This window comes from Cuspidothrix issatschenkoi CHARLIE-1 (genome assembly GCF_002934005.1).
Taxonomy (GTDB): Bacteria; Cyanobacteriota; Cyanobacteriia; order Cyanobacteriales; family Nostocaceae; genus Cuspidothrix; species Cuspidothrix issatschenkoi.
On record NZ_PGEM01000015.1, the window covers coordinates 15,113 to 40,043 of the forward strand.

20 protein-coding genes and 1 tRNA gene are annotated in these 24,931 nt (G+C 39.3%); 16 read left to right on the forward strand and 5 right to left on the reverse strand.

What is annotated here, in order from left to right:
- The first annotated feature begins 14 nt into the window (after nt 1-14).
- Nucleotides 15-1,640 carry a B12-binding domain-containing radical SAM protein gene (locus CUN59_RS02090; RefSeq protein ID WP_104386277.1) on the forward strand — a complete coding sequence of 542 codons (1,626 nt, stop codon included), beginning with the start codon at nt 15-17 and terminating at the stop codon, nt 1,638-1,640.
- Between the two features lie 126 nt (nt 1,641-1,766).
- On the opposite strand, the gene ispG is transcribed toward CUN59_RS02090, so the two are convergent.
- A complete protein-coding gene (ispG, locus tag CUN59_RS02095; RefSeq protein WP_104386278.1) occupies nt 1,767-2,993 on the reverse strand; it encodes a (E)-4-hydroxy-3-methylbut-2-enyl-diphosphate synthase in 1,227 nt (408 codons plus the stop codon).
- A gap of 250 nt (nt 2,994-3,243) precedes the next feature.
- On the opposite strand from ispG, the gene CUN59_RS02100 reads away from it, so the two are divergent.
- Together CUN59_RS02100 and CUN59_RS02105 are read left to right on the forward strand one after the other, a co-directional pair.
- Nucleotides 3,244-3,519, forward strand: coding sequence for a ribbon-helix-helix domain-containing protein (locus CUN59_RS02100; protein ID WP_104386279.1), 276 nt, complete (start codon nt 3,244-3,246; stop codon nt 3,517-3,519).
- Nucleotides 3,516-3,860, forward strand: a complete 345-nt coding sequence (locus tag CUN59_RS02105; RefSeq protein ID WP_104386280.1) for a type II toxin-antitoxin system PemK/MazF family toxin — start codon at nt 3,516-3,518, stop codon at nt 3,858-3,860. The genes CUN59_RS02100 and CUN59_RS02105 overlap by 4 nt, the downstream gene beginning before the upstream one ends.
- 77 nt (nt 3,861-3,937) lie before the next feature.
- Here the strand turns inward: CUN59_RS02105 and trpB are convergent, their stop codons facing one another.
- Complete coding sequence (gene trpB / locus CUN59_RS02110; RefSeq protein WP_104386281.1) at nt 3,938-5,176, reverse strand: tryptophan synthase subunit beta; 1,239 nt, start codon at nt 5,174-5,176, stop codon at nt 3,938-3,940.
- A 507-nt stretch (nt 5,177-5,683) separates the two neighbouring features.
- On the opposite strand from trpB, the gene grxC reads away from it, so the two are divergent.
- The 6 genes from grxC to CUN59_RS02140 all read left to right on the forward strand — a co-directional run bounded on the left by grxC (nt 5,684) and on the right by CUN59_RS02140 (nt 11,208).
- A complete protein-coding gene (grxC, locus tag CUN59_RS02115; RefSeq protein ID WP_104386282.1) occupies nt 5,684-6,004 on the forward strand; it encodes a glutaredoxin 3 in 321 nt (106 codons plus the stop codon).
- A 124-nt stretch (nt 6,005-6,128) separates the two neighbouring features.
- Entirely contained in the window at nt 6,129-6,611 is a 483-nt protein-coding gene (gene tadA, locus CUN59_RS02120) for a tRNA adenosine(34) deaminase TadA (RefSeq protein ID WP_104386283.1), read from the forward strand.
- 112 nt (nt 6,612-6,723) lie between these two features.
- Nucleotides 6,724-7,461, forward strand: coding sequence for a lysophospholipid acyltransferase family protein (locus CUN59_RS02125; protein ID WP_104386303.1), 738 nt, complete (start codon nt 6,724-6,726; stop codon nt 7,459-7,461).
- A gap of 120 nt (nt 7,462-7,581) precedes the next feature.
- A complete protein-coding gene (gene rpiA, locus CUN59_RS02130; RefSeq protein WP_104386284.1) occupies nt 7,582-8,292 on the forward strand; it encodes a ribose-5-phosphate isomerase RpiA in 711 nt (236 codons plus the stop codon).
- A gap of 288 nt (nt 8,293-8,580) precedes the next feature.
- Complete coding sequence (locus CUN59_RS02135) at nt 8,581-9,762, forward strand: aldo/keto reductase (RefSeq protein WP_104386285.1); 1,182 nt, start codon at nt 8,581-8,583, stop codon at nt 9,760-9,762.
- A 78-nt stretch (nt 9,763-9,840) separates the two neighbouring features.
- Complete coding sequence (locus CUN59_RS02140; RefSeq protein ID WP_104386286.1) at nt 9,841-11,208, forward strand: DNA cytosine methyltransferase; 1,368 nt, start codon at nt 9,841-9,843, stop codon at nt 11,206-11,208.
- 390 nt (nt 11,209-11,598) lie between these two features.
- Here the strand turns inward: CUN59_RS02140 and CUN59_RS02150 are convergent, their stop codons facing one another.
- Nucleotides 11,599-12,282, reverse strand: coding sequence for a response regulator transcription factor (locus tag CUN59_RS02150; protein ID WP_104386287.1), 684 nt, complete (start codon nt 12,280-12,282; stop codon nt 11,599-11,601).
- 466 nt (nt 12,283-12,748) lie between these two features.
- On the opposite strand from CUN59_RS02150, the gene smpB reads away from it, so the two are divergent.
- Nucleotides 12,749-13,219, forward strand: coding sequence for an SsrA-binding protein SmpB (gene smpB, locus CUN59_RS02155; RefSeq protein ID WP_104386288.1), 471 nt, complete (start codon nt 12,749-12,751; stop codon nt 13,217-13,219).
- A gap of 46 nt (nt 13,220-13,265) precedes the next feature.
- Here the strand turns inward: smpB and CUN59_RS02160 are convergent, their stop codons facing one another.
- The gene (locus CUN59_RS02160) at nt 13,266-14,669 is read right to left on the reverse strand and encodes an IctB family putative bicarbonate transporter (RefSeq protein ID WP_104386289.1); all 1,404 of its coding nucleotides are present in this window, start codon (nt 14,667-14,669) and stop codon (nt 13,266-13,268) included.
- Between the two features lie 37 nt (nt 14,670-14,706).
- On the opposite strand from CUN59_RS02160, the gene CUN59_RS22265 reads away from it, so the two are divergent.
- From CUN59_RS22265 to CUN59_RS02185, 6 genes are all read left to right on the forward strand, one after another.
- On the forward strand, nt 14,707-14,829 hold the full coding sequence (locus tag CUN59_RS22265) for a hypothetical protein (protein ID WP_279327283.1): 123 nt from the start codon (nt 14,707-14,709) through the stop codon (nt 14,827-14,829).
- A gap of 590 nt (nt 14,830-15,419) precedes the next feature.
- Nucleotides 15,420-20,138: a hormogonium polysaccharide biosynthesis protein HpsA gene (gene hpsA, locus CUN59_RS02165; protein WP_104386290.1), complete on the forward strand. Its 4,719-nt coding sequence runs from the start codon at nt 15,420-15,422 to the stop codon at nt 20,136-20,138.
- A 20-nt stretch (nt 20,139-20,158) separates the two neighbouring features.
- Nucleotides 20,159-20,902, forward strand: a complete 744-nt coding sequence (hpsB, locus tag CUN59_RS02170) for a hormogonium polysaccharide secretion pseudopilin HpsB (RefSeq protein WP_104386291.1) — start codon at nt 20,159-20,161, stop codon at nt 20,900-20,902.
- Nucleotides 20,903-21,168: 266 nt separating this feature from the next.
- The gene (gene hpsC, locus CUN59_RS02175) at nt 21,169-22,167 is read left to right on the forward strand and encodes a hormogonium polysaccharide secretion pseudopilin HpsC (protein ID WP_104386292.1); all 999 of its coding nucleotides are present in this window, start codon (nt 21,169-21,171) and stop codon (nt 22,165-22,167) included.
- A gap of 23 nt (nt 22,168-22,190) precedes the next feature.
- Entirely contained in the window at nt 22,191-22,874 is a 684-nt protein-coding gene (locus tag CUN59_RS02180; RefSeq protein WP_104386293.1) for a pilus assembly FimT family protein, read from the forward strand.
- A gap of 275 nt (nt 22,875-23,149) precedes the next feature.
- A complete protein-coding gene (locus tag CUN59_RS02185; RefSeq protein WP_104386294.1) occupies nt 23,150-24,721 on the forward strand; it encodes a serine/threonine protein kinase in 1,572 nt (523 codons plus the stop codon).
- 14 nt (nt 24,722-24,735) lie between these two features.
- Here the strand turns inward: CUN59_RS02185 and CUN59_RS02190 are convergent.
- Nucleotides 24,736-24,820 (reverse strand) — tRNA-Ser (locus CUN59_RS02190).
- Nucleotides 24,821-24,931: the final 111 nt, after the last annotated feature.

Sequence of the window (24,931 nt, forward strand, 5' to 3'; positions counted from 1 at the left end):
TTACTAAAAAATCCGTGACATCATCCATATTTGACTCCGAACGCCTTCTGTTTACCCCTGCAACCCCCAATAACGATGCTATTCCCGTAATTTTCGCCTTTCCCAATGAGTACACAGTAGGGATAACCAGTCTCGGTTATCAGGTGGTTTGGGCGACTTTAGCCATGCGTGAGGATTTACAAGTAAGTCGCTTATTTACTGATATTCGGGAACAACTTCCTAGACATCCAGAATTATTGGGTTTTTCTATGTCTTGGGAATTAGATTATGTGAATATTTTTAATCTTTTAGAATCTTTAGAAATTCCTCTGCGGGCTAATTCTCGTGATCAAAATCATCCTCTCATTTTTGGTGGTGGTCCAGTTTTGACAGCCAATCCTGAACCCTATGCGGATTTTTTTGATGTGATTTTATTAGGAGATGGTGAAAATCTACTTGGTGATTTTATAGATACTTATAAAGAAGTCAGAAATGCTGATAGAGAAACTCAATTAAAAACATTAGCCCAAGTTCCAGGAATTTATATTCCTAGTTTATATATCATAGAATATATTGCCCCAGATGGTGAAATTAAATCAATAAATCCCATTTCGTCAGAAATTCCGCCAATTATTCAGAAGCAAACTTATCGAGGTAATACTCTTTCTGCTTCCACTGTGGTTACAGAAAAAGCCGCTTGGGAAAATATTTTCATGGTGGAAGTGGTGCGAAGTTGTCCTGAAATGTGCCGCTTTTGTTTAGCGAGTTATTTAACTTTACCTTTTAGAACTGCCAGTTTAGAAACTTCTTTAATTCCGGGAATTGAACGGGGTTTAAAAGTTACTAACCGTTTAGGTTTATTGGGCGCTTCTGTTACCCAACATCCAGAATTTACAGAATTATTAGATTACATTAGTCAGCCCAAATATGATGATGTGCGGTTGAGTGTGGCTTCTGTGAGAACTAATACAGTTACAGTTAAATTAGCCCAAACTTTAGCAAAAAGAGATACAAAATCATTAACAATTGCTGTGGAAAGTGGTTCAGAAAAAGTCCGTAAAATTGTCAATAAAAAATTAGATAATGATGAAATTATCCAAGCTGCGATAAATGCCAAAGCTGGAGGTTTATCGAGTTTAAAACTCTATGGTATGGTGGGAATTCCTGGGGAAGAAGCGGAAGATTTAGACGCAACTGTAAAAATGATGCAGGATGTTAAAAAAGCTGCTCCTGGGTTGCGTTTAACACTGGGATGCAGTACCTTTGTACCTAAGTCCCATACACCATTTCAATGGTTTGGGGTTAACAAGCAAGCTGAAAAGCGATTACAATTATTACAAAAATATCTAAAACCTCAAGGGATGGAATTTCGCCCAGAAAGCTATAATTGGTCAATTATACAGGCTTTGTTGTCCAAAGGCGATCGCCGACTTTCCCAATTATTAGAATTAACCCGTGATTTTGGTGACTCCTTGGGAAGCTACAAACGTGCTTTTAAACAATTAAAAGGACAAATTCCCAACTTAGATTTTTATGTTCATAATAACTGGTCAACTGAGCAAATTTTACCTTGGCATCACTTACAAGGACCTTTACCACAGTCTACACTCATTAAACATTTAGCAGAAGCTACGAACTGCGAATTAAATCATAAATCTTGATTCAGACAAAAAAATCAAAAATCATCTTTTTACCCCTTCCCTCTACAAAATTACTAATTTTATGTCTGTAAAGTTAATTTAAAAAATCAAGTAATCCTACGGAGAGAGGAGTAAAAATTGTATAAATTAAGGATCTACCCAACGTCCGTCTGCTTTAATTAGGTTAATTAGTTCCTCTACACCTTGTGATTCTGGGACTTTTTTAATTTCTTCTCTACCACGGTATAAAGAAATATAACCGGGAGTTTTGCCCACATAGCCATAGTCAGCATCAGCCATTTCTCCGGGTCCGTTGACGATGCAACCCATGACGGCAATATCTAAACCAGTGAGGTGTTTAGTAGCTTCCCGAACTATGTGCAGCACTTCTTCGAGATTAAATAAAGTTCGGCCGCAAGAAGGACAAGCGACATATTCAACCATTGTTTTTCGCAAACCTAAAGCTTGCAGAATGCTGTAACAAACGGGAATTTCCTTTTCTGGTGCTTCTGTCAAAGACACGCGAATTGTATCACCAATCCCGTCAGCTAGTAATGTGGCAATACCGGCTGTAGATTTAATTCTGCCATATTCCCCATCTCCTGCTTCTGTTACGCCCAGATGCAAAGGATAGTCCATTCCTAAGTCATCCATGCGTTTGGCCATAAGACGATAGGCCGCCACCATCACAGGAACTCGTGAAGCTTTCATGGAAATGACAATGTTGTGAAAATCCAAAGATTCACAAATGCGAATAAATTCCAGGGCTGATTCTACCATCCCTTCAGGGGTATCACCGTAGGTAAATAGCATTCTTTCGGCTAAAGAACCATGATTTACACCGATACGCATGGCTTTCCCCTGGTCACGCAAGGAAATTACCAATGGTGCTAAAGTTTCGCGGATTTTTTCGCCAATTTCCTCAAATTCAGCTTTTGTATATTCGGTACGGTTGGTATTTGGTTTTTCAAATACATACAACCCTGGATTAATTCGCACTTTTTCGATATGTTTGGCGACTTCCAGGGCGATTTTCATGCCATTGTGATGCACGTCGGCCACAATGGGGACATCACGGTAAGTTTTGATTAATTTCTGTTTAATTTCCGCCAAAGCTTTAGCGTGTCCGAGACTGGGAACTGTGACACGGACAATTTCGCAGCCTATTTCATGGAGACGACGAATACCAGCGACAGAACCATCAATATCCAGAGTATCTTCATTAATCATGGACTGTACCACCACCGGGTATCCTCCCCCAACGGTGACATCTCCCACCTTCACAGGACGGGTTTTGCGGCGTTTGATGGTGGTATCAAAGGTTGGTTGACTAGATGCAGTGTTAATAGTTTCCAGATTTGGCAGAGTTTGCATAATCTAAACAGGTGGATTTTCTGTAGCTAAAATATCAGGTTGACAGGAGTTATACTTCTCAGATTGCCACAATTGGGAGTATTTTAGGTGATAAATTGGAAAAGAAGGGAACAGGAGAACAGAGGGGCAGAGAGAAGATTTTTCCAACTGACAACTAACAACTAACAACTAACCAAGCTAAATTTACTAATTGATGCCTAAAAAGATATGATATAAGACATCACTTCAGTCATCAAATAATGAACGCGCTATGAAAACAGAAACCGTTCGGACGACGTTAACCATTCCCAGAGAACTCCTAGAAGCCACAGATAAAGCAGTTCTGGAAGGAAAGGCTAAAAGTCGCAATGATTTTGTCGCTCAAGCTTTACGAAGGGAACTGGCGGCACAAAAACGCTCGGAAATTGATGCGGCTTTGGCAGAAATGGCTAATGATCCAGATTATCAAGCAGAAGTTTTAAAATTAGAGGTGGAATTTGCTTCGGCGCAGTGGGAGGCGTTGCAGTTAGGGGAATCTCCAAGATGAGAAGGGGTGAGGTATATGATGCCCGTCTAGAGACGACTGAAGGCTCAGAGCAGGGAGGAACTCGCCCAGTTATTATTGTCAGTCGTGACGTGATTAATCTCTCTAGCCCTGTGGTCTTAGCAGTACCTTGTACTACCTATCAAGATGGGAAGCGAGTTTATCCCACCCAAGTTTTAATTTTAGCACCGGATGGTGGACTGAAGAAAGATTCTATCGCTATGGCAGATCAGGTACGGGTGTTATCAAAAACCCGCTTTTTGCGATTAAGAGGTCTAATTTCTGAGGTTGTGATGGCACATCTGGAGCAAGCGTTATTAATTGCCTTAGATTTACCGTGTTGACCAAGTGTAGAATCTTTGCATTTTAGAACATGATATCCTTTATTTATCCTCTCTCTTTTGTTGAGAGAGGTTTGAGTTTAGTGAATTAAAAACTTCGCTGCTGTTTGTACATCCTTGTCACCTCTACCAGAACAGTTAATCACAATGCGGGGACTACCTGTAAGCTGGGGACACAAAGTTTCTAAATAGGCGATCGCATGAGATGTTTCCAAAGCAGGTATAATTCCCTCTAATCTGGATAGGCGTTGAAATCCTTCTAAAGCTTCTGCATCTGTCACACTGTAATATTCAGCCCGTCCAGTATCCTTCATATAACTATGTTCTGGACCTACACCAGGATAATCTAGACCTGCACTAATTGAATGAGGTTCAATGACTTGTCCGTCCTTATCCTGTAATAAATAACTCATCGCCCCATGTAAAACACCAACTTCACCTTTTGTGAGAGTGGCCGCGTGTTTGCCAGTATTCACACCTTCTCCGGCTGCTTCGATACCAATTAACCGCACAGATGGTTCTTTCACAAATTCGTAAAATAGTCCCATGGCATTAGAACCACCACCCACACAAGCCATGAGGATATCCGGTAAACCGCCCCATTTTTCCATAGCTTGGGCGCGGGTTTCTTCCCCAATAACCGCATGAAAATCACGTACCATCATCGGGTAAGGATGGGGTCCAGCCACAGAACCCAGGATGTAATGGGTGGTTTCTACGTTTGTTACCCAGTCGCGGATGGCTTCAGAGGTGGCATCTTTGAGTGTACCTGTACCAGCAGCCACAGGACGGACTTCCGCTCCCATGAGCCGCATTCTGAAGACGTTTAAAGATTGGCGTTCCATGTCATGAACACCCATGTAAATAACACATTGTAAACCAAAGCGAGCGCAAACTGTGGCGGTAGCTACACCATGTTGTCCTGCGCCAGTTTCGGCAATGATGCGCTGTTTACCCATGCGCTTGGCTAATAATACCTGACCCAGAGCATTATTAATTTTGTGTGCGCCTGTATGATTTAAGTCTTCACGTTTTAAGTAAATTTGCGCTCCTGTGCCATCGGGGCGGGCATAATGGGCGGTGAGTCTTTCAGCAAAGTATAAAGGTGTGGCGCGTCCTACGTAATCCCGCAGTAAACCCTGTAATTCTGCTTGAAAACTAGGATTGTGGCGGTATTGCTGATAGGCTGTTTCTAGTTCAGCTAATGCCGGCATTAAGGTTTCAGGAACGTATTTACCACCGAAGCGGCCAAAACGTCCCAAGCTATCAGGAACTGAAGCGGTTGGTGAAAAGTTCGGGGCAAGAGGTGTAGTTGTCACAGATCAGATTAAATTTAGATAACGAAGTTAATTTTAACGTGAATTCGATAGCGTAGAGTGGCGACGTAGGAGTCATTGAACCTCACCCCAACCCCTCTGACACGGAGAGGGGCATTTTAACCTTTCATAGATAAATGCCTGAACAAATACCAACTAGCATGACTTTATATTCTAGAACTATCATTGGTTTGTTGTTTACGACCTGTAACTATTATACAATGAATATTTCCACGGAAACAGTGAAACAATATATTGAAAAGCAAAAAATTAACGTCAATACAGGATAAATCCTGCCCCTAGTGCAGCACGGCGTAAATAAACCAACAATTATAAATCCCCCAAAAGCCTATACTGTGTTCGTTTTGACTTTTGACTTTTGAATGCATGACTTCCGCCCTGCGGTGCTAGTCTTCATCCCTTGTCTAAAGCCCAGATGTGGCTTCCCGAGTCAGCCACGTCTTCAAGGGTTTTCGACGTTTTCTTTATAAAATTTTTGAAGTTACGAATATGCTGAAATTTCTTGATTCTCTTTTAGGTCGTCATCCAGAGCAAATCAAAGCCAATGTGGAAATATACACTTGGCAAACTTGCCCCTACTGCATCCGCGCCAAAATCTTACTCTGGTGGAAAGGTGTAAATTTTACAGAATACAAAATTGACGGTGATGAAGCAGCAAGAGCAAACATGACAGAACGCGCCAATGGCCGCCGCAGTGTCCCCCAAATCTTTATTAATAATCAACATATTGGCGGTTGTGATGATCTCTATAACTTAGATACAAACGGCCAACTTGATCCTCTGTTATTTGAGGCAATAGGTAATGGGTAATTAATCATTTCTCTCCTAGTCCCCTACCCCCGGTCGGTGAGCGACTTGTACTGAGCTGGCGATGCCCTGAGCTAGTCGAAGGGTCGAAGTAAGCCGAACCACTGCCTCCTGCCTATTCCCTATCATGCTTGAATACCAAGAATATTTAACACATCGAAAATGGATGAATCACGCCCTGAAACTGGCGCAGTTAGCGGGTGATGCCGGAGAAGTTCCTGTCGGGGCTGTCATAGTTGATACGGATAACCGATTGATTGCCGTAGGTGAAAATAGGAAAGAACGGGATCAAGATCCGACTGCACACGCGGAAATTGTAGCTATTCGGGCTGCTAGTCAAATTTTACAAACCTGGCGCTTGCATCAGTGTACATTATATGTCACTCTAGAACCCTGTCCGATGTGTGCTGGTGCTATAGTTCATGGGCGATTGGGAAAATTGATCTATGGAGTGGACGATACCAAAACTGGCGCAATTCGGACTGTTATCAACATCCCCGATCACCCTGCCTCTAATCACCGAATAAAAGTCCTAGGAGGTATTCTAGAATCGGAATGTCGAGAACAATTACAAAGTTGGTTTTTTAGCCAACGTCGTCAGCGAAAATAACAGACAAACATCAAACTGTCCAGAGGGGAAAACACAAACTACCCAAGAAAATCTACGGTGGAGATAATCAAGTTTGCGTCATCTTTTATCTGTGAAAAAACCAGCCACCGTTATGAGCAAATCATACTCTGCTTCTACTGTTACTCATGCACAAACCACGAGTTCATCAGGGGTTTCTCCTTGGCTAACGCCTGTAGCCTATTTTTTAGGACGTTACATAGTTTTGCCATCTTTCTTTGGACATATTAAAATTACTGGACAAGAAAATATTCCTACAAATTGTCCGGTAATTTTCGCGCCTACCCATCGTTCTCGTTGGGATTCTTTGATATTACCCTATGCGGCTGGTCGTCATGTCACAGGTAGAGATATGCGATTTATGGTAACAAGCAATGAATGTCACGGGTTGCAAGGCTGGTTTGTGATGCGAATGGGGGGTTTTCCCGTAAATATTCAACATCCAGCGATCGCTACTCTTCGTCATACAGTAGAGTTAATGCAACGAGGAGAAATGTTAGTAATTTATCCCGAAGGTGGCATCTATCATGATGGTCAAGTTCACCCCTTAAAACCGGGAATTGCTCGTTTAGCCCTCACTGCTGAATCTAGCCACCCAGGACTGGGAATTAAAATCATACCAGTTGCTATTCAATACAGTGAACCCTATCCAAATTGGGGTACGGATGTGAATATTCACATTGCTGAACCTATTCAAGTGACGAACTATATAAATAGCAATGTCAAACAAGAAGCTAAAAGACTCACAGCAGATTTAGCCCATAAATTACAACAATTAAGTCATAAAGAATCAGCAATTAGCGATCGCACTTTTGCAGAAATTCATAATTAGCGGCTGGTGAAAAACTCTTTTTCTGGGGATGGTTGACCGGATTCTATTCCCATACCAGTTTTATAGTATAGTCTGCTGTGATAGTATTTTCGATCCCGTGAACATTTCAGGAGTGAAAGAATGTCCATACCAGCAGATCCCGTAAAATTGATGAAACAAGAAGTTGGTAGAGCCGCCGCCAATTTAGTAAAGTCCGGTTCAATAGTTGGTTTGGGTACAGGTTCAACCACAGCTTACACCATTCAATATTTAGGAGAACGCCTCAAATCTGGGGAACTCAAAGACATTGTCGGTATTCCTACCTCATTTCAATCAGAAGTTTTAGCAAAAGAATATGGCGTTCCCCTCACCACATTAGACGCTGTAGACCATATTGATATTGCCATAGATGGGGCTGATGAAGTAGACCCTCATAAAAACTTAATTAAAGGTGGCGGTGCTGCACATACCCGCGAAAAAGTCGTAGATTACCTAGCCGCACAATTTATAGTTGTCGTTGATAGCGGTAAATTAGTAGATAAACTTGGTTCTGTATTTGCTGTGCCAGTAGAAGTCATCCCCATGGCACTTACCCCCGTTACCAACGCCATTAAAGCCCTTGGTGGTAAGCCAGAATTACGAATGGGTGTGAAAAAAGCCGGGCCAGTGATTACGGATCAGGGTAATATGGTTTTAGATGTTACCTTTGATAGCATTGATGACCCTGTAAACCTAGAAAAAACCCTGAATAATATTCCTGGTGTCCTAGAAAATGGCATTTTTGTTAACTGCGCTGATGTAGTTCTCGTAGGTGAAGTAATTGACGGTAAACCCCTAGTTAGAGAGCTTTAACTCCTGCTTTAACTATTTAATTTTCGTTGTAGAGACGTTCCGGCGGAACGTCTTTACTGTGAAATATCTGTATACAGAAGTCTAATCAAGTGGCCTAATAGAGTTTTGATGCCCCCTAACCCCCAATTCTGGGGGAATAAGAATTTCAAAGTCCCCCAAAATTGCGGGATTTAGGGGGCTAAATATTTGAAAGTCCCATGAATAGACATCTGGTAGAAATTATCATTGGGACAGTTAAAATTGCTATAATTATACACATAAAAAAATAAACTTTTAATTAATTGACTTATGCTATATAATCGGTTTGGACGCACAGAATTACAAATGCCTGTTTTCTCCTGTGGGGGAATGCGATATCAATATAAATGGCAGGATGTAAAACCAGAGGAAATTCCACTAGATAATCAGGAAAATTTAGAAGCAGTCATTCGTCGTGCAGTTGAATTAGGAATTAATCACATTGAAACTGCAAGAGGTTATGGAACATCAGAAATGCAGTTAGGAAAAATTCTCCCTCAGTTTCCCCGTGAACAGTTAATTGTCCAAACTAAAGTTTCTCCTGTTCCAGACCCCCAAGAATTTCGTAAAACCTTTGAAAAATCTTTGGCATATCTTCAGTTAGATTATGTTGATTTATTTGGTTTGCATGGAATTAATAATGCCGAAGTTTGGGATTTCACTATTCGTGAAGGTGGTTGTTTAGAAGTAGCTAAACAGTTACAATCTGAAGGTAAAATCAGATTTATTGGTTTTTCAACCCATGCCCCATTAGAGATAATTTTGCAAGCAATTAATACTAATCAATTTGATTATGTGAATTTGCATTGGTACTATATTAATCAATGGAATTGGCCAGCTATTGTGGCGGCTAATAAATTAGATATGGGCGTGTTTATTATTAGTCCCTCGAATAAAGGAGGCTTATTATATCAACCCTCACCAAAGTTAGTTAATTTGTGTGCGCCCTTGAGTCCAATGGTGTTTAATGATTTATTTTGTTTAAGTCATCCCCAGGTGCATACTTTAAGTATTGGTGCAGCTAAACCAAGTGATTTCGATGAACATTTAAAAACTTTAGAATTGTTAGATAGTGCAGAGGAAATTTTACCACCTATTATTTCTAGATTAGAGTCAGAAGCTTTCAATATTTTAGGAGAAGATTGGGTAAAAACCTGGGATACTAATTTACCAACTTGGGAACAAACACCAGGACAAGTAAATATGCGGGTGATTTTATGGTTATTAAATTTGGCTTTAGCCTATGACATGATAGACTATGGCAAAATGCGTTACAACCTCCTAGGACAAGCTGATCATTGGTTTCCTGGTAATCGGGCTGATAAGTTAGCAGAATTAGATTTACGAGAATGTCTAGTTAATAGTCCCCAAGCTGCAAAAATTCCCCAGATGTTAGCAAAAGCCCATAAAATATTAGGGAGTGCAGAAATAAAGCGGTTATCTCAAAGTTAAAACTCAGAAACTTGGTATATTTAATGATATACTAAGTTTATAACTATTAATAGTTAGTTGGTACAATCGCTAACAAGTATGAAATCTATATTTTCACCAAGATCCCAACAAATAGAATTACCTCTACAATTAGTAACCCATCAAAAACAATTCACTTTTATTGATCTTTTTGCTGGTATTGGTGGATTTAGAATTGCTTTAGATAAATTAGGTGGTCAATGTTTAGGCTATTCTGAAATAGATAAACAAGCAATTAAAGTTTATCAGCAAAATTTCATTAGTTACTTCAATAAATATGAAATTGAATTAGGAGATATTACAAATATTAGTGAACTTCCACCTAATGTTGATATAATTGTTGGTGGTGTTCCCTGTCAACCTTGGTCTGTTGCTGGTTGTTTAAGGGGATTTGAAGACAAGAGAGGAAAATTATGGTTTGATGTAATTCGACTAGTAAATAAAAATCAACCTCAAGGATTTATATTTGAAAATGTTAGTGGATTAGCAAGTCCTAAAAATCGGGATAATTTAGAACTAATTCTTAATGAGTTAGCAAATATAGGATACTGTGTTAAATGGAAAGTCCTGAATGCTTACGATTTTGGTTTACCTCAAAATAGGGATAGAATTTTTATTGTTGGGATTAGACGAGATATAGAAAGATGTCAGGAGTATGAATTTCCTAAACCTTTGAATATTCACCCAAAAGTTCTAGATATTTTGGATGAATTGAAAAATATCCATGTTATTGAAAAAGTTAAATTAGATGCAAATACTTTATTTAAAGGTGTAATTCCTCCATCAAGAACTAGATTTCAAAAAGATGATGAGTTAAATGATTTCTTCATTTTTTCTGATTTAAGAAATGGACATACAACAATTCACTCTTGGGATATTATCAATACGAGTGATAGAGAAAAAATGATTTGCTTAACACTTCTCAAATATAGAAGAAGTAAAAAATATGGAGATAGAGATGGTAATCCTTTATCTTTTGAAAATTTTCGAGAAATCATCACGGATATAAAAATCAGTGAGTTAAATAAACTGTTGGAAAAAGGAATATTCCGTTTAACTGCCGATGATAAGTATGAATTTGTTAATTCTAAAAATATGACAGGAATTAATAATATTTATAGAATAATTCTACCGACTGCTGAGATTTTTCCAACTTTAACTGCTACTGGTTCTAAAGACTATATCGCAACTGTATCTATTTATGCCAGTCATCCACAGGAATATAAAAATCTTTTCTTAGAAAAAATTTATCAACCGCATAAATATATACCAATTACTGCAAAACACGCTTGTAAATTACAAGGATTTCCTACAGATTTTGAATACCATACAAAAGATGAAGTAGCTAAAAAACAGTTTGGTAATGCTGTTCCTGTACCTGTTGTTGAATATGTAGCTAAAGAATTATTGAGGATTCTTGATATCTAACTAATTTGGATAAAAAATATCATGAAATTCCTTTGCAAAGTTTTCCTGTCCTAATTCAACAAAAAGTGATTGTAACTCCTCAAATGTATTTTCTTTTCCCGAACAAAAATCCCAAAATTCATTTTCAACCCATATATCTTGGGTTATATCCCACATTCCGCAGATGTGACCTAGATTATTGGGATTTTTGAAAAATTTCAGCCAGGAAAATTTTATCTACCTAATTTTCTGGTTGAGTTTAACTTTATTTGCCAAAAAATAGAACATATTAAGTAACTTCATTTTACGAGGTTTTAACTCACAATGAATAAACCAGATTACACATAGATATGAAAGTTAATACATTACATAATGATAAAACTTTTCTCCATGACTATATTTAACCCTTGATCATTCCACTAAATTATGCTTAATTGCAAATCTAACTAATTCGGCGCGGTTGCTGGTTCCAGTCTTTCTCAATAAACTACTCACATATTTTTCCACCGTGCGGGGACTCAGATGCAAATGATTACCAATTTCCGCATTGGACAAACCATGAGTTAATAACTCTAAAACTTCTTGTTCCCTGGTAGTTAGTTCTGTGAGTATTTGAGTATTTTGCACCTGAGTAGATACGGAAATATTGCTCTTTTTTACTTTGGTATAACTATTAACATTTATTTCCTCCTGGTGAGAAAAGCAATATTCTGACTGGATAATTTGCGATCGCTCTAATAAATTACGAATTGCAGCAGATATTTCTTCCAATTCAAAAGGCTTAGGCAAATACAAATCACAACCTGACTGATATCCTAAAATTCGTTCTTGGGTTTTAATTCTTGCTGTTAATAAAATCACAGGTAATAACCGAAACGCCGATAGTTGACGGACACGGCGCACCAATTCATAGCCATTCATCCGTGGCATCATAATATCTGTCACCATCAAATCAGGATGGAACTTTTCCACCATTGTTAAAGCATCTAGACCATTATCAACAGTGATTACATTATACCCAGACAAATCTAGATAATCACTAATAGATAGGCGTGTGCCTAAGTCATCATCCGCAACCAAAATAGTCAAGGGCATGGATAATACACCCCTATAATTTTTTTCAACGATTAATTTACCCTTATGATCAATATCAAGAGACACAGGCAATAATACTAATTCTATGTTTCATACTATGACAGGATTACCTACTAATCACAGGATGATCCATGATTTATAAAGAAAATCTTAAATATTTAGGAATTGTTAACAAAACTTTACGTAAATTAGCGCGGATAGGTAGGGGATAGAGAAAAATCAACAATTACCCATCCCTTTGGATTACAATTGATTAGGACTTACGCAAGTGTCACACCAAAAAATCTGTTGTAGGGTCTGGTTCGACAAGCTCACCAACCACGTCAGATAGCATAAATGATGTAAATAACCAAATTGTTGATATCTGACGCACCCTACCAATATGCTAGTTGAGTCAGTCCTATTGATAAAAAAGTTAGTCTAAAGAAATTTTTCGGCGTATTGATTAAAACTAAGAAGATTTTCCATGAGTGATAAACAGAGTGAAGGTTACAAAGTTATTTGTGATAATCGGCAAGCGCGGTTTTTGTATGAAATCCTAGAAACCTATGAAGCAGGAATTCAGTTAACGGGAACTGAAGTTAAATCAATTCGTGCCGGAAAAGCCAATCTCCAAGACGGCTATGCCTTGCTTCGTAACGGTGAAGCATGGTTAATCAATGTCCATATTTCCCCCTATACTTCTAGTGGGGCATATTTTAATCATGAACCAAGGCGAACCCGTAAATTATTACTCCATAAACAAGAATTGCGTAAGCTGATTGGTAGGGTACAACAGGAGGGTTTAACCCTAGTCCCGTTAAAAATGTATCTTAAACGGGGCTGGGTAAAAATAGTTATTGCCCTTGGTAGAGGTAAAAAACTTCACGACAAACGGGAAAGTATGAAACGTCGTGATGATCAACGAGATATGCAAAGGGCAATGAAGAGGTATTAAGAGGCAGGAGGCAGTAGGGTCGAACGGCCGTTCGCCCCTACAACAGTCAACCGTCAACACTCACCTGATTTTTTTGAGTTAAAGGTTGCCAATAGCTGGCAACTACGGCCATCATTAACCACCAAAGAGTATTGACTTCAGGACGATAGAAGACTGTATCAACTAGTCCATGGGATAGCATACCTAACATAGTAGCGATCGCCCCAATTAACCACAATCCCTCTATATTCCTAGCTTCTCGTAATTTTTGCAGTTGCAAAAATCCTGTATTAAAAGTGACAACTATTAACCACAGAAAACAGGTAAAACCTAAAAAGCCTGTTTCCACAATCGTTTCTAGAAAAATAGAATAGGCACTCAAAGCTGTATACCGAGGACGCTGGTAAAGGGGATAAACCTTATTAAAAGCACCATGACCAGGTCCAATACCAGTAATGGGGCGATCGCGGATCATTTGAAACACAGCTTCCCAGACATTTTTGCGAAAATTATTACTGCTATCCTGGCGATCAGCAAATATACTGACAACCCGCAACCGGAACGGTTCAACAAATAGCATTCCTATCACCAATAACCCAACTACACCCCCCAGCAGCATTGGTAAAGACCAAGTACGCCAAAATGGGGGCATATTGATACTCCACCAATAAATCAACAATACCGCCACACTAAACAAACCCGCCAATAAAGCAATCCAACCACCCCGACTAAAGGTAAGAATTAAGGTAGCAGTATTGACAATAAACATCGTTAATGCTAGGGCTTTTTTTATCCAACCTTGCCAAGCCACCATGGACACCAAACTTAACACCACAGCCGGTAAAAGATATCCTGCCAGCAAGTTAGGATTACCTAAATAACTGTAAACTCTGGTAGTCTTAGCTAAAGGAGATTCTGGATCAACCCAAGTTGCTAAAGCCTTAGCCCCAAAAAACCATTGTCGCATCCCATAAACACTGACAATTAGGGATATATGCAAATAAAGAGTAATTAACCAAGACCGAAACCGGGCAACTCTCAGCACCCTAGCACAAAGGGCAAACAACAACAGATACAGAGTTAAAGTTTGTAAATCGCCTAAAGCAGCCTTTTTCACTGGGGATAAAGCCGTTGATATCACAGCAACAACCCAATATAGCAGCACCAGTAGATGAATAGGAGTCACAAAAGTGGCATTTGCTGGGCTAATATCATCAGATAAAGTTAGCAACAGCCAAAAACCAACAGCAGCTACCAACAAAACACCCGTTAAAGTGCTAGAAACAAAAGGTGCAAGGCCATAAATCAGGCTAAGTAAAGCCAGGGCAATCATATCTGCCCACTGCATTAGAATACTACTTTGTCGCCAAGGCTGCAATAACCCCACCAGAAACCGATGTAGATAACTGCTAGATAAATATTCTTTAATTGGTAAAGAAGATAAAGTCAATCTTTCCCAGACTAAATTCATTGAGAAACCTGCTAAATTTTAATTAATACTGCGATACTTGCGATCAGCACTTAGGCGATCGCGGCTGGAACTAGCTAAAATTCTACCATCAGGACTAAAAGCCACAGCTATGACTGTTTGTGAACCAGTCGTTAAAGTCCATTTGTTAACAGATTTGTAATAATTCAGGGAACAGGTAACAGAGAAGATACACCTCTTTTGAAGTAAACGAGTTACACCAATTTTATAAGGTAATTTTCAAAATTGAATTTTAATCTGTGAAATCCTTTAATCTGTCTAATCCGTGATTCTGACTATACTTAATAAACCTTAAATACCATTAATAAAGTTTACCGCCTATCAGCCTTAGTTAACTTATTTTTGGGGTACTAATGATATTTTTGCTGATCAACCTGGGTATTATATAAATGATCTCTTAATCAAAACTTTACAATATGATTACTTAGTAACATTTGCGTAAATATATATACTAATAATACTTGGTCAGCAAAAGTATTAATGATTAAAACAATGACAAAATTCAGTATTTTCCGGTTTATAGCCCTGGTATCAACAATGTTATAACCGAAATACCAAAGATAATCAGGCTCAACCATACTTGAGCTTATGAACTACTTTTATCAGCAACTATCAGCGTAAAACCTAGTAGTTGACCTAACAATTACATTATTCAGTCCTAAATTTCTCAATCGGGATTATTCGTAATCACAACAAAAATACTCACCTAAATCACTTGACGGGAAAGCAGTTATGTCTCGAAAAGGTCATCTATTAAAAAGAATTACCACAATCTCTATCAGATGGATCAGAAGGTTCCTCAAAAATACAGAAAGACAAATTATCTGGTTACTACGGGCTGTTTTTCGCAGTAAGCGGCAACAGAATACAGCTAACGCAGGTTTCATATTGCCGACAGTGGCAATGGTATCAATAGTAGTAGTATTACTGACTACTGCTATTATGTTACGTTCTTTTGAACGAGCTAAGAACGCTAGTAATGTGCGTGTTAATCAAGCCGTACTCAATGCTGCTACCCCAGCAATTGATCGTGGTAGAGCCAAAATTAACCAACTGTTTGCCGATACTAGTTTACCCAAAGCCATACCAACAGATAAAGCGTTATATACAGTTTTTAAAAGTAAGATCGAGAGTTATACCTTTGGTGATGAAACACCGTTGAAAATATGGGTTGATTTAGATCGTGATAATACAGTTGATGAACCAACGTCCACCACAAAAATCTATGATGATGAAACCTCAGTTACAGCCTGGAGATTTCCCGTAGATACGGACAACAACGGTAAATTTGATAGCTATACTCTTTATGGCATTTATTTTAGAACGCCACAGGTAGGAACTAATAATAGATATGCACGGGCTAGAAACGCATTAGAAGCCAGAACTCCCCCCATGGCAGATGGCACATTAGATGCCAACTGTGCCTCTAATACAAGCGCTCAGTTAGTAGGTAGTACAGGATGGGTAAAACAAAATGGCGAATTAAAAAAATCCTTCTTTGTTTATACAACTACAGTCCCCATTACCACCACACCCACAGATACTACTAACTATGAAGTATATAACGGCAACAAAGGATTTGCCGCAGTAGAATATCAACAAGATAGAATCCAAATCCCACCTAATAATAATGCTGTTGTTTACGAAGACGATTTACAAATTAATCCAGGTAAAGACGATTTAATTAATGATGCAAATGCTACCTTCAATTTGAATGGGGCAATATTTACCAACAGTAATTTATTAACTGGCACCATAGACGGGAATATCAGGATCTTTCAAATTAGTAGTCAAAAGTCCTGTTTCTATAAAGCTAGTAATGCTTTTATCGTAGTTGGCGGTAATATTTCTAATGGCTCATTTACCGGCACTCTCTCTAAAGCGAGCAAGATAGATTTATTCAATGGTACACCACCTGCTAGTCCTTCCACTTCATCTTGGACTAGAGTAGATTGGGGTACATCTGTAACTGAAAACTCTACTCTGACAGCATATAATAATCTAGCTTATGCCAATCGCATTAATGCCTTGGTTAATGCTCAAATAGCCGCAGATTCTACTGGTGCTAATGATCCTACGGAAGTTAAAATCGGTATTGCCCAAAAAAGCACAGATTTAGGTATTACTTTAACGTCGGGAACAGCAGATTTTACTAAATATCGCCGTCAGCAATTAGAACGTTACTTTAGAAAACGTACACGAAAAGTACCTTTTGATGAAGTAGCCTTTGGAGCTACAGATACACCTCCAACTCCTTTATTACAAGGTAGTGGCGACACACTCCGCGCTAATAATACCTGGATATATCCCCTAGATCCTAATGATGGTATAACAGGAACTAGTTATACTAAATTGACCTTAAATACCAGTGGTACAACTCTAAATCCCCAAGCTTCAGATCCAGAGACTATCAAATCTAATAGCGGTACACAGTCCGATTTAGGCGATCGCGTCCTGATAAGTCATAACCTCCCGGAATTATGGTGGGATCCAAATAAGACAACCACTAACAAATTTGTCGGTTCTGGTATTACAGATACCCAAAACATTAGCGGAGTGACATGGAAAGGTTCAACCAAAACTCGCACCAGACGCTCTTATGTGCAAACTTTACAAGAGGTTGGTGATACTGGTAGAGATGGTCCCTGGGAATTGGACGCAGCTAAAGTACCTACAGAAATTACCGATCCTGTGGGCGGTTTACGAGTAGTTACAGGTGCAGGAGTTTATTTAAGTGCTTCTGATACTCCAACTAGCATTACTAGCACTGTTAAAGAAATCTGGCCTGATACCATGCCTGTTCCTGGTACAGCACCAACCACAAGGACTATTACACCATATTGGATGTACGCATATATGGGATCTAATGGACAGAATATCGCAGGTATAAAATATAGATGGCCGGACGTAACTGATACTACTAATGATGCAGTAGCCAACACACCATATCTAAAAATGCGAGCTGCGGCAGTATATCACTACAAATCTACTAACTATAATGCCCAAACTCCCACACCCATAGCTTGTGTTAGCAGTCATTACGTTCCTACTAATAGCACTACCGCTAAAAATGTAAGTACAGGTGGATCATCCAACAATGGCATAGTTTATGGACCACCTACGAGAACCTCCACCTATTATGCCACAGCATTAACCTATCTATCTAAGTTAACTTATCCAGTAGCAGCTAGTGGTAAAACAAAAGTAGTTGATACTACACATAATAGTTATCGAACTGGACGTTTAATAGATGATGGACTTTTAGCTAGAGCTTTAGAAAAAACCAATCCTTCTACCCGAACTATTTCTGAACAATCTGCCATTGATGCTCAAATTTGCGCCTTACAAATTCTCGATGGTAGTATTAGTCCTAGCAATTCTATGATTCCCGATGGTGCAATTTACGAAACAACATTCTTAGACAGTAGAGAAGTTGAACGTAATAGTGGCACTGATCTAACTACTACTCAAACAACCACTTATGATCGCCCTGTTATAGACAGACAACCCCTAGAAATTCGTGCCACAGTTCTAGACCTTGATCAACTGCGGCAGAAACCCATTGGTACATCATCTCCCACCCAAGAGTATCTACTACCCAATAGCGGTATTATCTATGCAACCCGTGATGATGCCTTATCAGATGGTAGTGCAGATTTTACAGGTTCAGGTTTTGTGAATGCTGATACATCTCCATATAATCTTGGGCAGCTTACAGACGCAGGTAAACTCGTTAGTCCTGTAGATTACAAAATTGATCCCTATCGTCGTCCTAGTGCCATTATGCTGATAAAAGGCTCGAATTTAAGCCGTGTCACCACTTATCGGGACGAAGAGAAAGGCTTAATTTTAGCTACTAATTTACCTGTATATATTAAGGGCAACTTCAACCTCCACAGTCAAGAAGAATTTACAGATGCCATAGAAACCACAGCAGGTACTTGGGACAGATTCTATGAACGGGCTACCCTTAACCCTAACTTTGCCTGTCGGACTAGCGATCCCCGCCTACCTAACTGTACTACTGGTGATACCTGGCGACCGGCTACAGTATTGGCTGATGCTGTTACCTTGCTTTCGGGTAACTTTAGAGAAGGTTTTCGTGAAGAAGGAGATTATGATTGGAGTCATAATAATCTGGCTTCTGTGCCTACTGGGTTTTCCAAATATAACAACTTTGTCACTCAGTATAATTGGCCTGACACTAGCACCATAACCAATGTCCGAGATTTTGATTCTGGCACTACTGGCTACCAAGGTAGTTCATACCTGAATAACTTTGTTACACCAATTGTTTATCGAACTACACCCGGTTCATATTTAACAGAAGTTTGTCCTGTTAGTAATGTGGTTAATGGCAATATTACTATCACCACAGGCAGTGGCAAAAACGCCACCACAACTACAGTCAGTGTAGATAGCTACTGTAGTGATCCTACAAAATGGACTATTCAAACAGCTTGTAGTGATAATGGTGGTGGTAATACCTATCTAAATGACAAAATTGTCAATAAAAATGGCGGACTCAAATTAACTTATGATGCCAACGGTAATCCAGTCGTTACCCAAAATAACCGACTCAAGACAGGATATATTTTTGATGATCCAACAACATCGACCTGTTTTGATAGTGCTGCCCCTCGGAGAATAGCATTACTCCGGGATGTCAATACAGGTATACCTATCAGCCCCATGCAAGTCTTAGGTGTGGATAAATCAGGAAGTGTGGCCATATTTAACTTTCCTAGTCCTGGCAACAATATCATGCCAACACCTAACAGCACATCCATACCTTGGTTAAAACCTGTTTTCGACAACAGCGGCAACATTACATCTTTGAGCAATCCCATATTGCAAATCCAGCAACCGTTTCATACCCCTGGTAGTAATGATAATACCACAGCCATCAATACCAAAGGAACTTCAGGAGAAGACACCAGACGATGGTTACAGCCCGCATTAGCTACTACGACTTTTAACTTAATTGCCGCCACAGGAGATAGTCCAGCCCGTCCCACAGAAGATAATGGTGGTCTACAGAATTTTGTAAGACTGCTAGAAAACTGGCAAACTACTACAGCAGATACAGGTAGTCCCTTTAGTATTAAAATTAGCGGTGCTTTTATGCAATTGAGAAAGAGTGCCTATGCTACAGGTACATTTACCGCTACTTCATCAACCAATCAATACGCTATTAGCAATAATTCTGGTAGAACTGCCGCCTATCTTCCTGGTCCGAGATCCTGGGGTTATGATGTAGGCTTGCTATCTCAGTCACCTGACCAATTTGCCAGCAAACTGGTACTAACACCTCCTGACTTACCCGATGAATATTTCCGGGAAGTTGGTCGAGATGATTCTTGGGTAAAAACTTTGTTATGTGCCAGTAATGCTAATGATACTACTAAATTTGCCATAGATGCAGATCAACGTCCTTCTTGTACACCATAGCAATAAATAGGTGATCAGCCATGATGAAACTCCAACGAGATCAAAAAAGTCCATCTACTGATGATTGTGGTTTTACAATTATCGAATCTCTCATTGGTATAGCCATCGTCACCATTTTATTAGCATCTATCTCACCAGTGTTAGTTCTATCCACTGCCATTCGGGTGCAGTCAAAACGAATCGAAAAAGCTGCACAAGTAGCTAACACATTTATTGATGGTGTTAGAACTCAGTCAATTCCAGCACCAGGGAAAATTATTCCCCTGACAGCCGCATCTAGTACGGCGGCTAGAACTCTCAGTGATAATTTAATTACCCTGACAAAAATGCCCGCACCAACTCAAACTTCTTTCACCAGTAATATAGATAGCGATTTATATCTATTTGAAAAAGATGGAACTATTTGTTTAGTAGGATCAACAGGTTGTTCCAGAGATACCAGCAGTCCCTTTGACGAGTTTTATATTCAAGCTGCACGGATTCAAGTAGGTACAGGTACTGCAATAACTAATGGTTATCGTTTGGCAATGAGAATATATAGAGCAGATGTGGAGGTAAATAAAAATGTATTAGCCAGTAGCAGTAGTGTCAAAACTGTTGAATCTCCTGTAACTCAGGGTCTAGGCAATAAACAAGCACCATTAATAGAAAGAACAGTAGATATTGCTAGTAGCACCACTACATTTAATGCTCTATGTTCTCGTCTGGGTATTGCCCAGAAAACCGTCAATGGAACATTAACAAATCAAGATTGTCCACAGTAATGGTCATTATCAACGTAATAAACCGAGTTTAATAACCTAACTTACTATTATCAATGTTAGAGGATGTTTTAAAGTGGTATTTGATGCCCCCTCATCCCCAATTCTGGGGGAATAAGAATTTCAAAGTCCCCCAAACTTGGGGGATTTAGGGGCTAAATAAGCACAAAACGAAGACAGATAGGACTTGTATGTACACCGGAGGGTAAAGGGGAGGGTTAGGGAAGAGTAAAATATTTGATACATGAGTAAACAGGAGAAAAATTATTATGAATTCATGGGATTTTATTTTTAAAATAATATTGAGGCTTAAACCGAAACCCTCAACAAAAAACTCTAAATTGATGGAAAAATCAAGAGGGTTTACCCTAATTGAATTATTAGTAGCATTACTAATTGCTTTTTTAATTCTCACCCCATTAATGGGTTTGATGGTTAATATTCTGAGTACAGATAAAGAAGAACAAGCAAAAGCAAATACTGAAGATGATATTCAAACAGCAATTAGTTATATTGCTCGTGATTTACAACAGGCTATTTATGTCTATGATGCAGATGGAATTGCCGCCATAGCATCTCAATTACGCTATCCAAGTGATACCACCAAAACACCAATATTAGTTTTTTGGAAACGAGATTTAGTGACTGGCGTTGTCCCACAAGTGACAGGAGCAGATGATACTTTTATTTATTCCCTAGTTGCCTATTATCTAGATAATTCTACCAGCACTACCTGGTCTAAAGCGGCTCGTATTAGCAGATGGCAAATTAAAAATGGTGTAGAAAATTCTGCTACTGGTAGTGTAAGTTGCACAGAATACACGAAAACCTATGTTAGTGGTTATTGTCCCGATGACGGTTTTGCTTCTTTTAATGACTATTTTCTAGACACTGATAAATTAACCGTAGGCATGAAAAAGTGGAGAAAAGCATCTGCCAGCTATACTAATGATGCCGTAGTCCTGATTGATTTTGTGGATCAAAGTACCAGTTCCGTACCCGCCGCTACTTGTCCTCCCGATGTCACAGATCCAACTGATATTACAAAAAAACTAATTGAATGGTCAGTAGTTGCACCAACTAACATGACAGGATTTTATGCTTGCGTAGATAAAACCAACAATGTGACATCACAAGTATTTATTCGTGGCAATGCTTTAGCTCGTAATAGCACTAATGCCAGTCAAATTCTTTATAGTGATGGTAAGAAAAGTTATTTTCCTACCGTCAATGTGAGAGTACAAGGTCGGGGCTACTTATACAAGTAAAGATTCTGGAAGAGAAACAGATTATGATCAGTAATATTAATAAATCCAAAGTTGATCTCATCAGGAAATTCAATGATGCGGGGTTTTCTTTGCTAGAAATGCTGACAGTAGTAGCAATAATTGGCATTTTGTCAGCAATTATCGCTCCTAGTTGGGTGAATTTCGTTCAAAGACAGCGCGTAAATAAGGCTAATGATGCAGTTTTGGCTGCAATTAAACAAGCACAAACAGAGGCTAAAAAGCAGAAAATTAACTATAGTGTCAGTTTTCGTGTTAATTCTGCTACTAATATACCTGAGTATATAGTTTATCAAGGTACTCCTCCTACTACTATTACTAATACAACTAGACCTAGTTCCAGCACTGCGACCAATTCAGGTTGGCTACCTTTAGGAGATACTCTAGGACTAAAATCCAGACAAGTTTTTTTATATACTAATCTTTCATCTCTCACAGCCTACAATACGCGAATAAGCACTAGTGATAGTAATATAGTTACAAACGACACAGGAACAGGTACTATTACCTTTGATTATCTAGGCACTTTAGCGAGTAAAATTAATACAAATATGGCTGATACCCCTTTGAAAGTGATGGTAGCACTACCTCAACCCACTGGTAATACACCCACTGATCTCAAACGCTGTATTATTATTGAGGGCTTAGTTGCAGGAATGCGAACTGCTCAAGACACAGCCTGTCAGTAACTTAAAAGCCTATCCATAAAAAACATAAATGTAGTTGTGAATCGGTAAGTATTCAGCTATAGCAATCGTTCATACCCAGATCCCCGACTTCTTTTATTAATTGTGTCCATAAATCATAAATTGATCACAGAAGTCGGGGATTTTTTTACCCTCGGCTTTAGCCAGGGGATTGTCAAATCCCTAGAATATTGATTCAGAAGCGGAAACTATTATCATAATAGGGAAGATTGTTACAAGCTATGTAATGATCTGCTCATTCAAGACTGAAAAACCCTATGTTAGCAGGCAAAATTTTGCAGAATGGAAAATATACTATCCTCCAGGAAATAGGGCGGGGCGGATTTGGTGTTACCTTCAAAGCCATGCACCACTATCTAGGACAAGAAGTGGTGATGAAAACTATTAATGAGAGGTTGCGGCAACATCCCGATTTTCCTAAGTTCCAGCGCCAATTTCAAGATGAGGCCAGAAGATTAGCTGCTTGTGTTCATCCCCATATTGTCCGGGTCAGCGACTTTTTTCAGGAAGAGGGTTTACCCTATATGGTAATGGAATATATTCCTGGAGAAACTTTAGGCTCTGCATTTGTTTTACCGGGAATACCCCTACCGGAAGTGACCGCCATTCATTACATCCGCCAAATAGGCGCGGCATTGCAGGTAGTACATGATAATGGTTTACTCCATCGGGATATCAAACCAGATAATATTATTTTGCGTCAAGGAACTCAGGAAGTTGTACTAATTGATTTTGGCATTGCTAGAGAATTTAACAATGGGGTAAAACAAACACATACAGGTTTAGTGAGTGAAGGATATGCGCCCATAGAACAGTATTTAACCCAAGCCCCACGGACAGCGGCCACAGATGTTTATGGTTTAGCTGCAACCTTATATGCACTTTTAACAGCGCAAGTTCCCATACCAGCATTACTGCGCGATAGAGAAAAAATGCCCTCTCCCCGTGAAGTCCAACCCCATTTGAGTGGGGCTGTTAATCAAGCGGTTATTCACGGGATGGCCATAGAAATGCAGTTTCGTCCTAGTACAGTGGCTCAGTGGCTGGAATTATTACCGGGAAATCAGCCAAATATTACATCTACAGTTTTACAAACTCAAGCCTTACCTACTCTTAATGTATCAAATTTAAAATCAGAAAATTTAGTTAAAAATCCTACTTATCATCCTTCGACCACATCATCAAAAGCCGCAAATATAGAAAAAGAACAAAACCCAGGTTTATCTAAGGGAGTTATTGGTATTAGTATTGCTTTAGTTGCGGCTACAGCAGGGTTTAGTATCACGCGGGTATTATCAAAATCTGAGGTAAAATCATCACCTAAACCGCTTTTTGAACAATCTACTTACGAATCTCATACACCCCAGCCCGTCGTCGAAATATCACCATCATCTGAGAACCAAAAGACAAAAACTTCATCTTTGAGTGAATCTAAACCAGAATCTAGGGTGAAGAGAAAACGGAAAAATGTTGATGTTGTCCCAGAAGCAACTTCTACTGGTAATAGGAGTGGTGAAGAAAAAGCACCTGAAAATAATTCTCAACCTCCCGAAAGCAAAATCAAGAAATCAACTCCTGTTGTCACTGCTTCACCATCTTTAGCAGATACTTTGCGTGAAGTACAAGAACCTCCAAAATCTTCTACCACACCACCGCCAGAAAATACTCCACCCACTGCTAAGGAATCTTCAGCAGAATCTAATCCTCCGGTTATTCCATTCCAGGAATCTTCGCCAGAAGATTCTTCCTCCGTGGTAGTCCCAACTGTAGAAAATGACACCAATTCAGCACCGGAAACCCAGCAACAAAAGGAAGAAAAGCCGCAATAGTATTACCAATTTAACGGAGAGGGGGGGATTCGAACCCCCGTTGAGTTGCCCCAAAACGCATTTCGAGTGCGTCACCATCAACCACTCGGACACCTCTCCAAGACAAACGTGAAGTTTTCGTTTCACAAGTGCTGACTGCAATTATAACATAACTGTAGATAGGGTTTGCTGAAAAAGTTGTCTGTGAGGAGAGAGAACAGGGAACAGGGA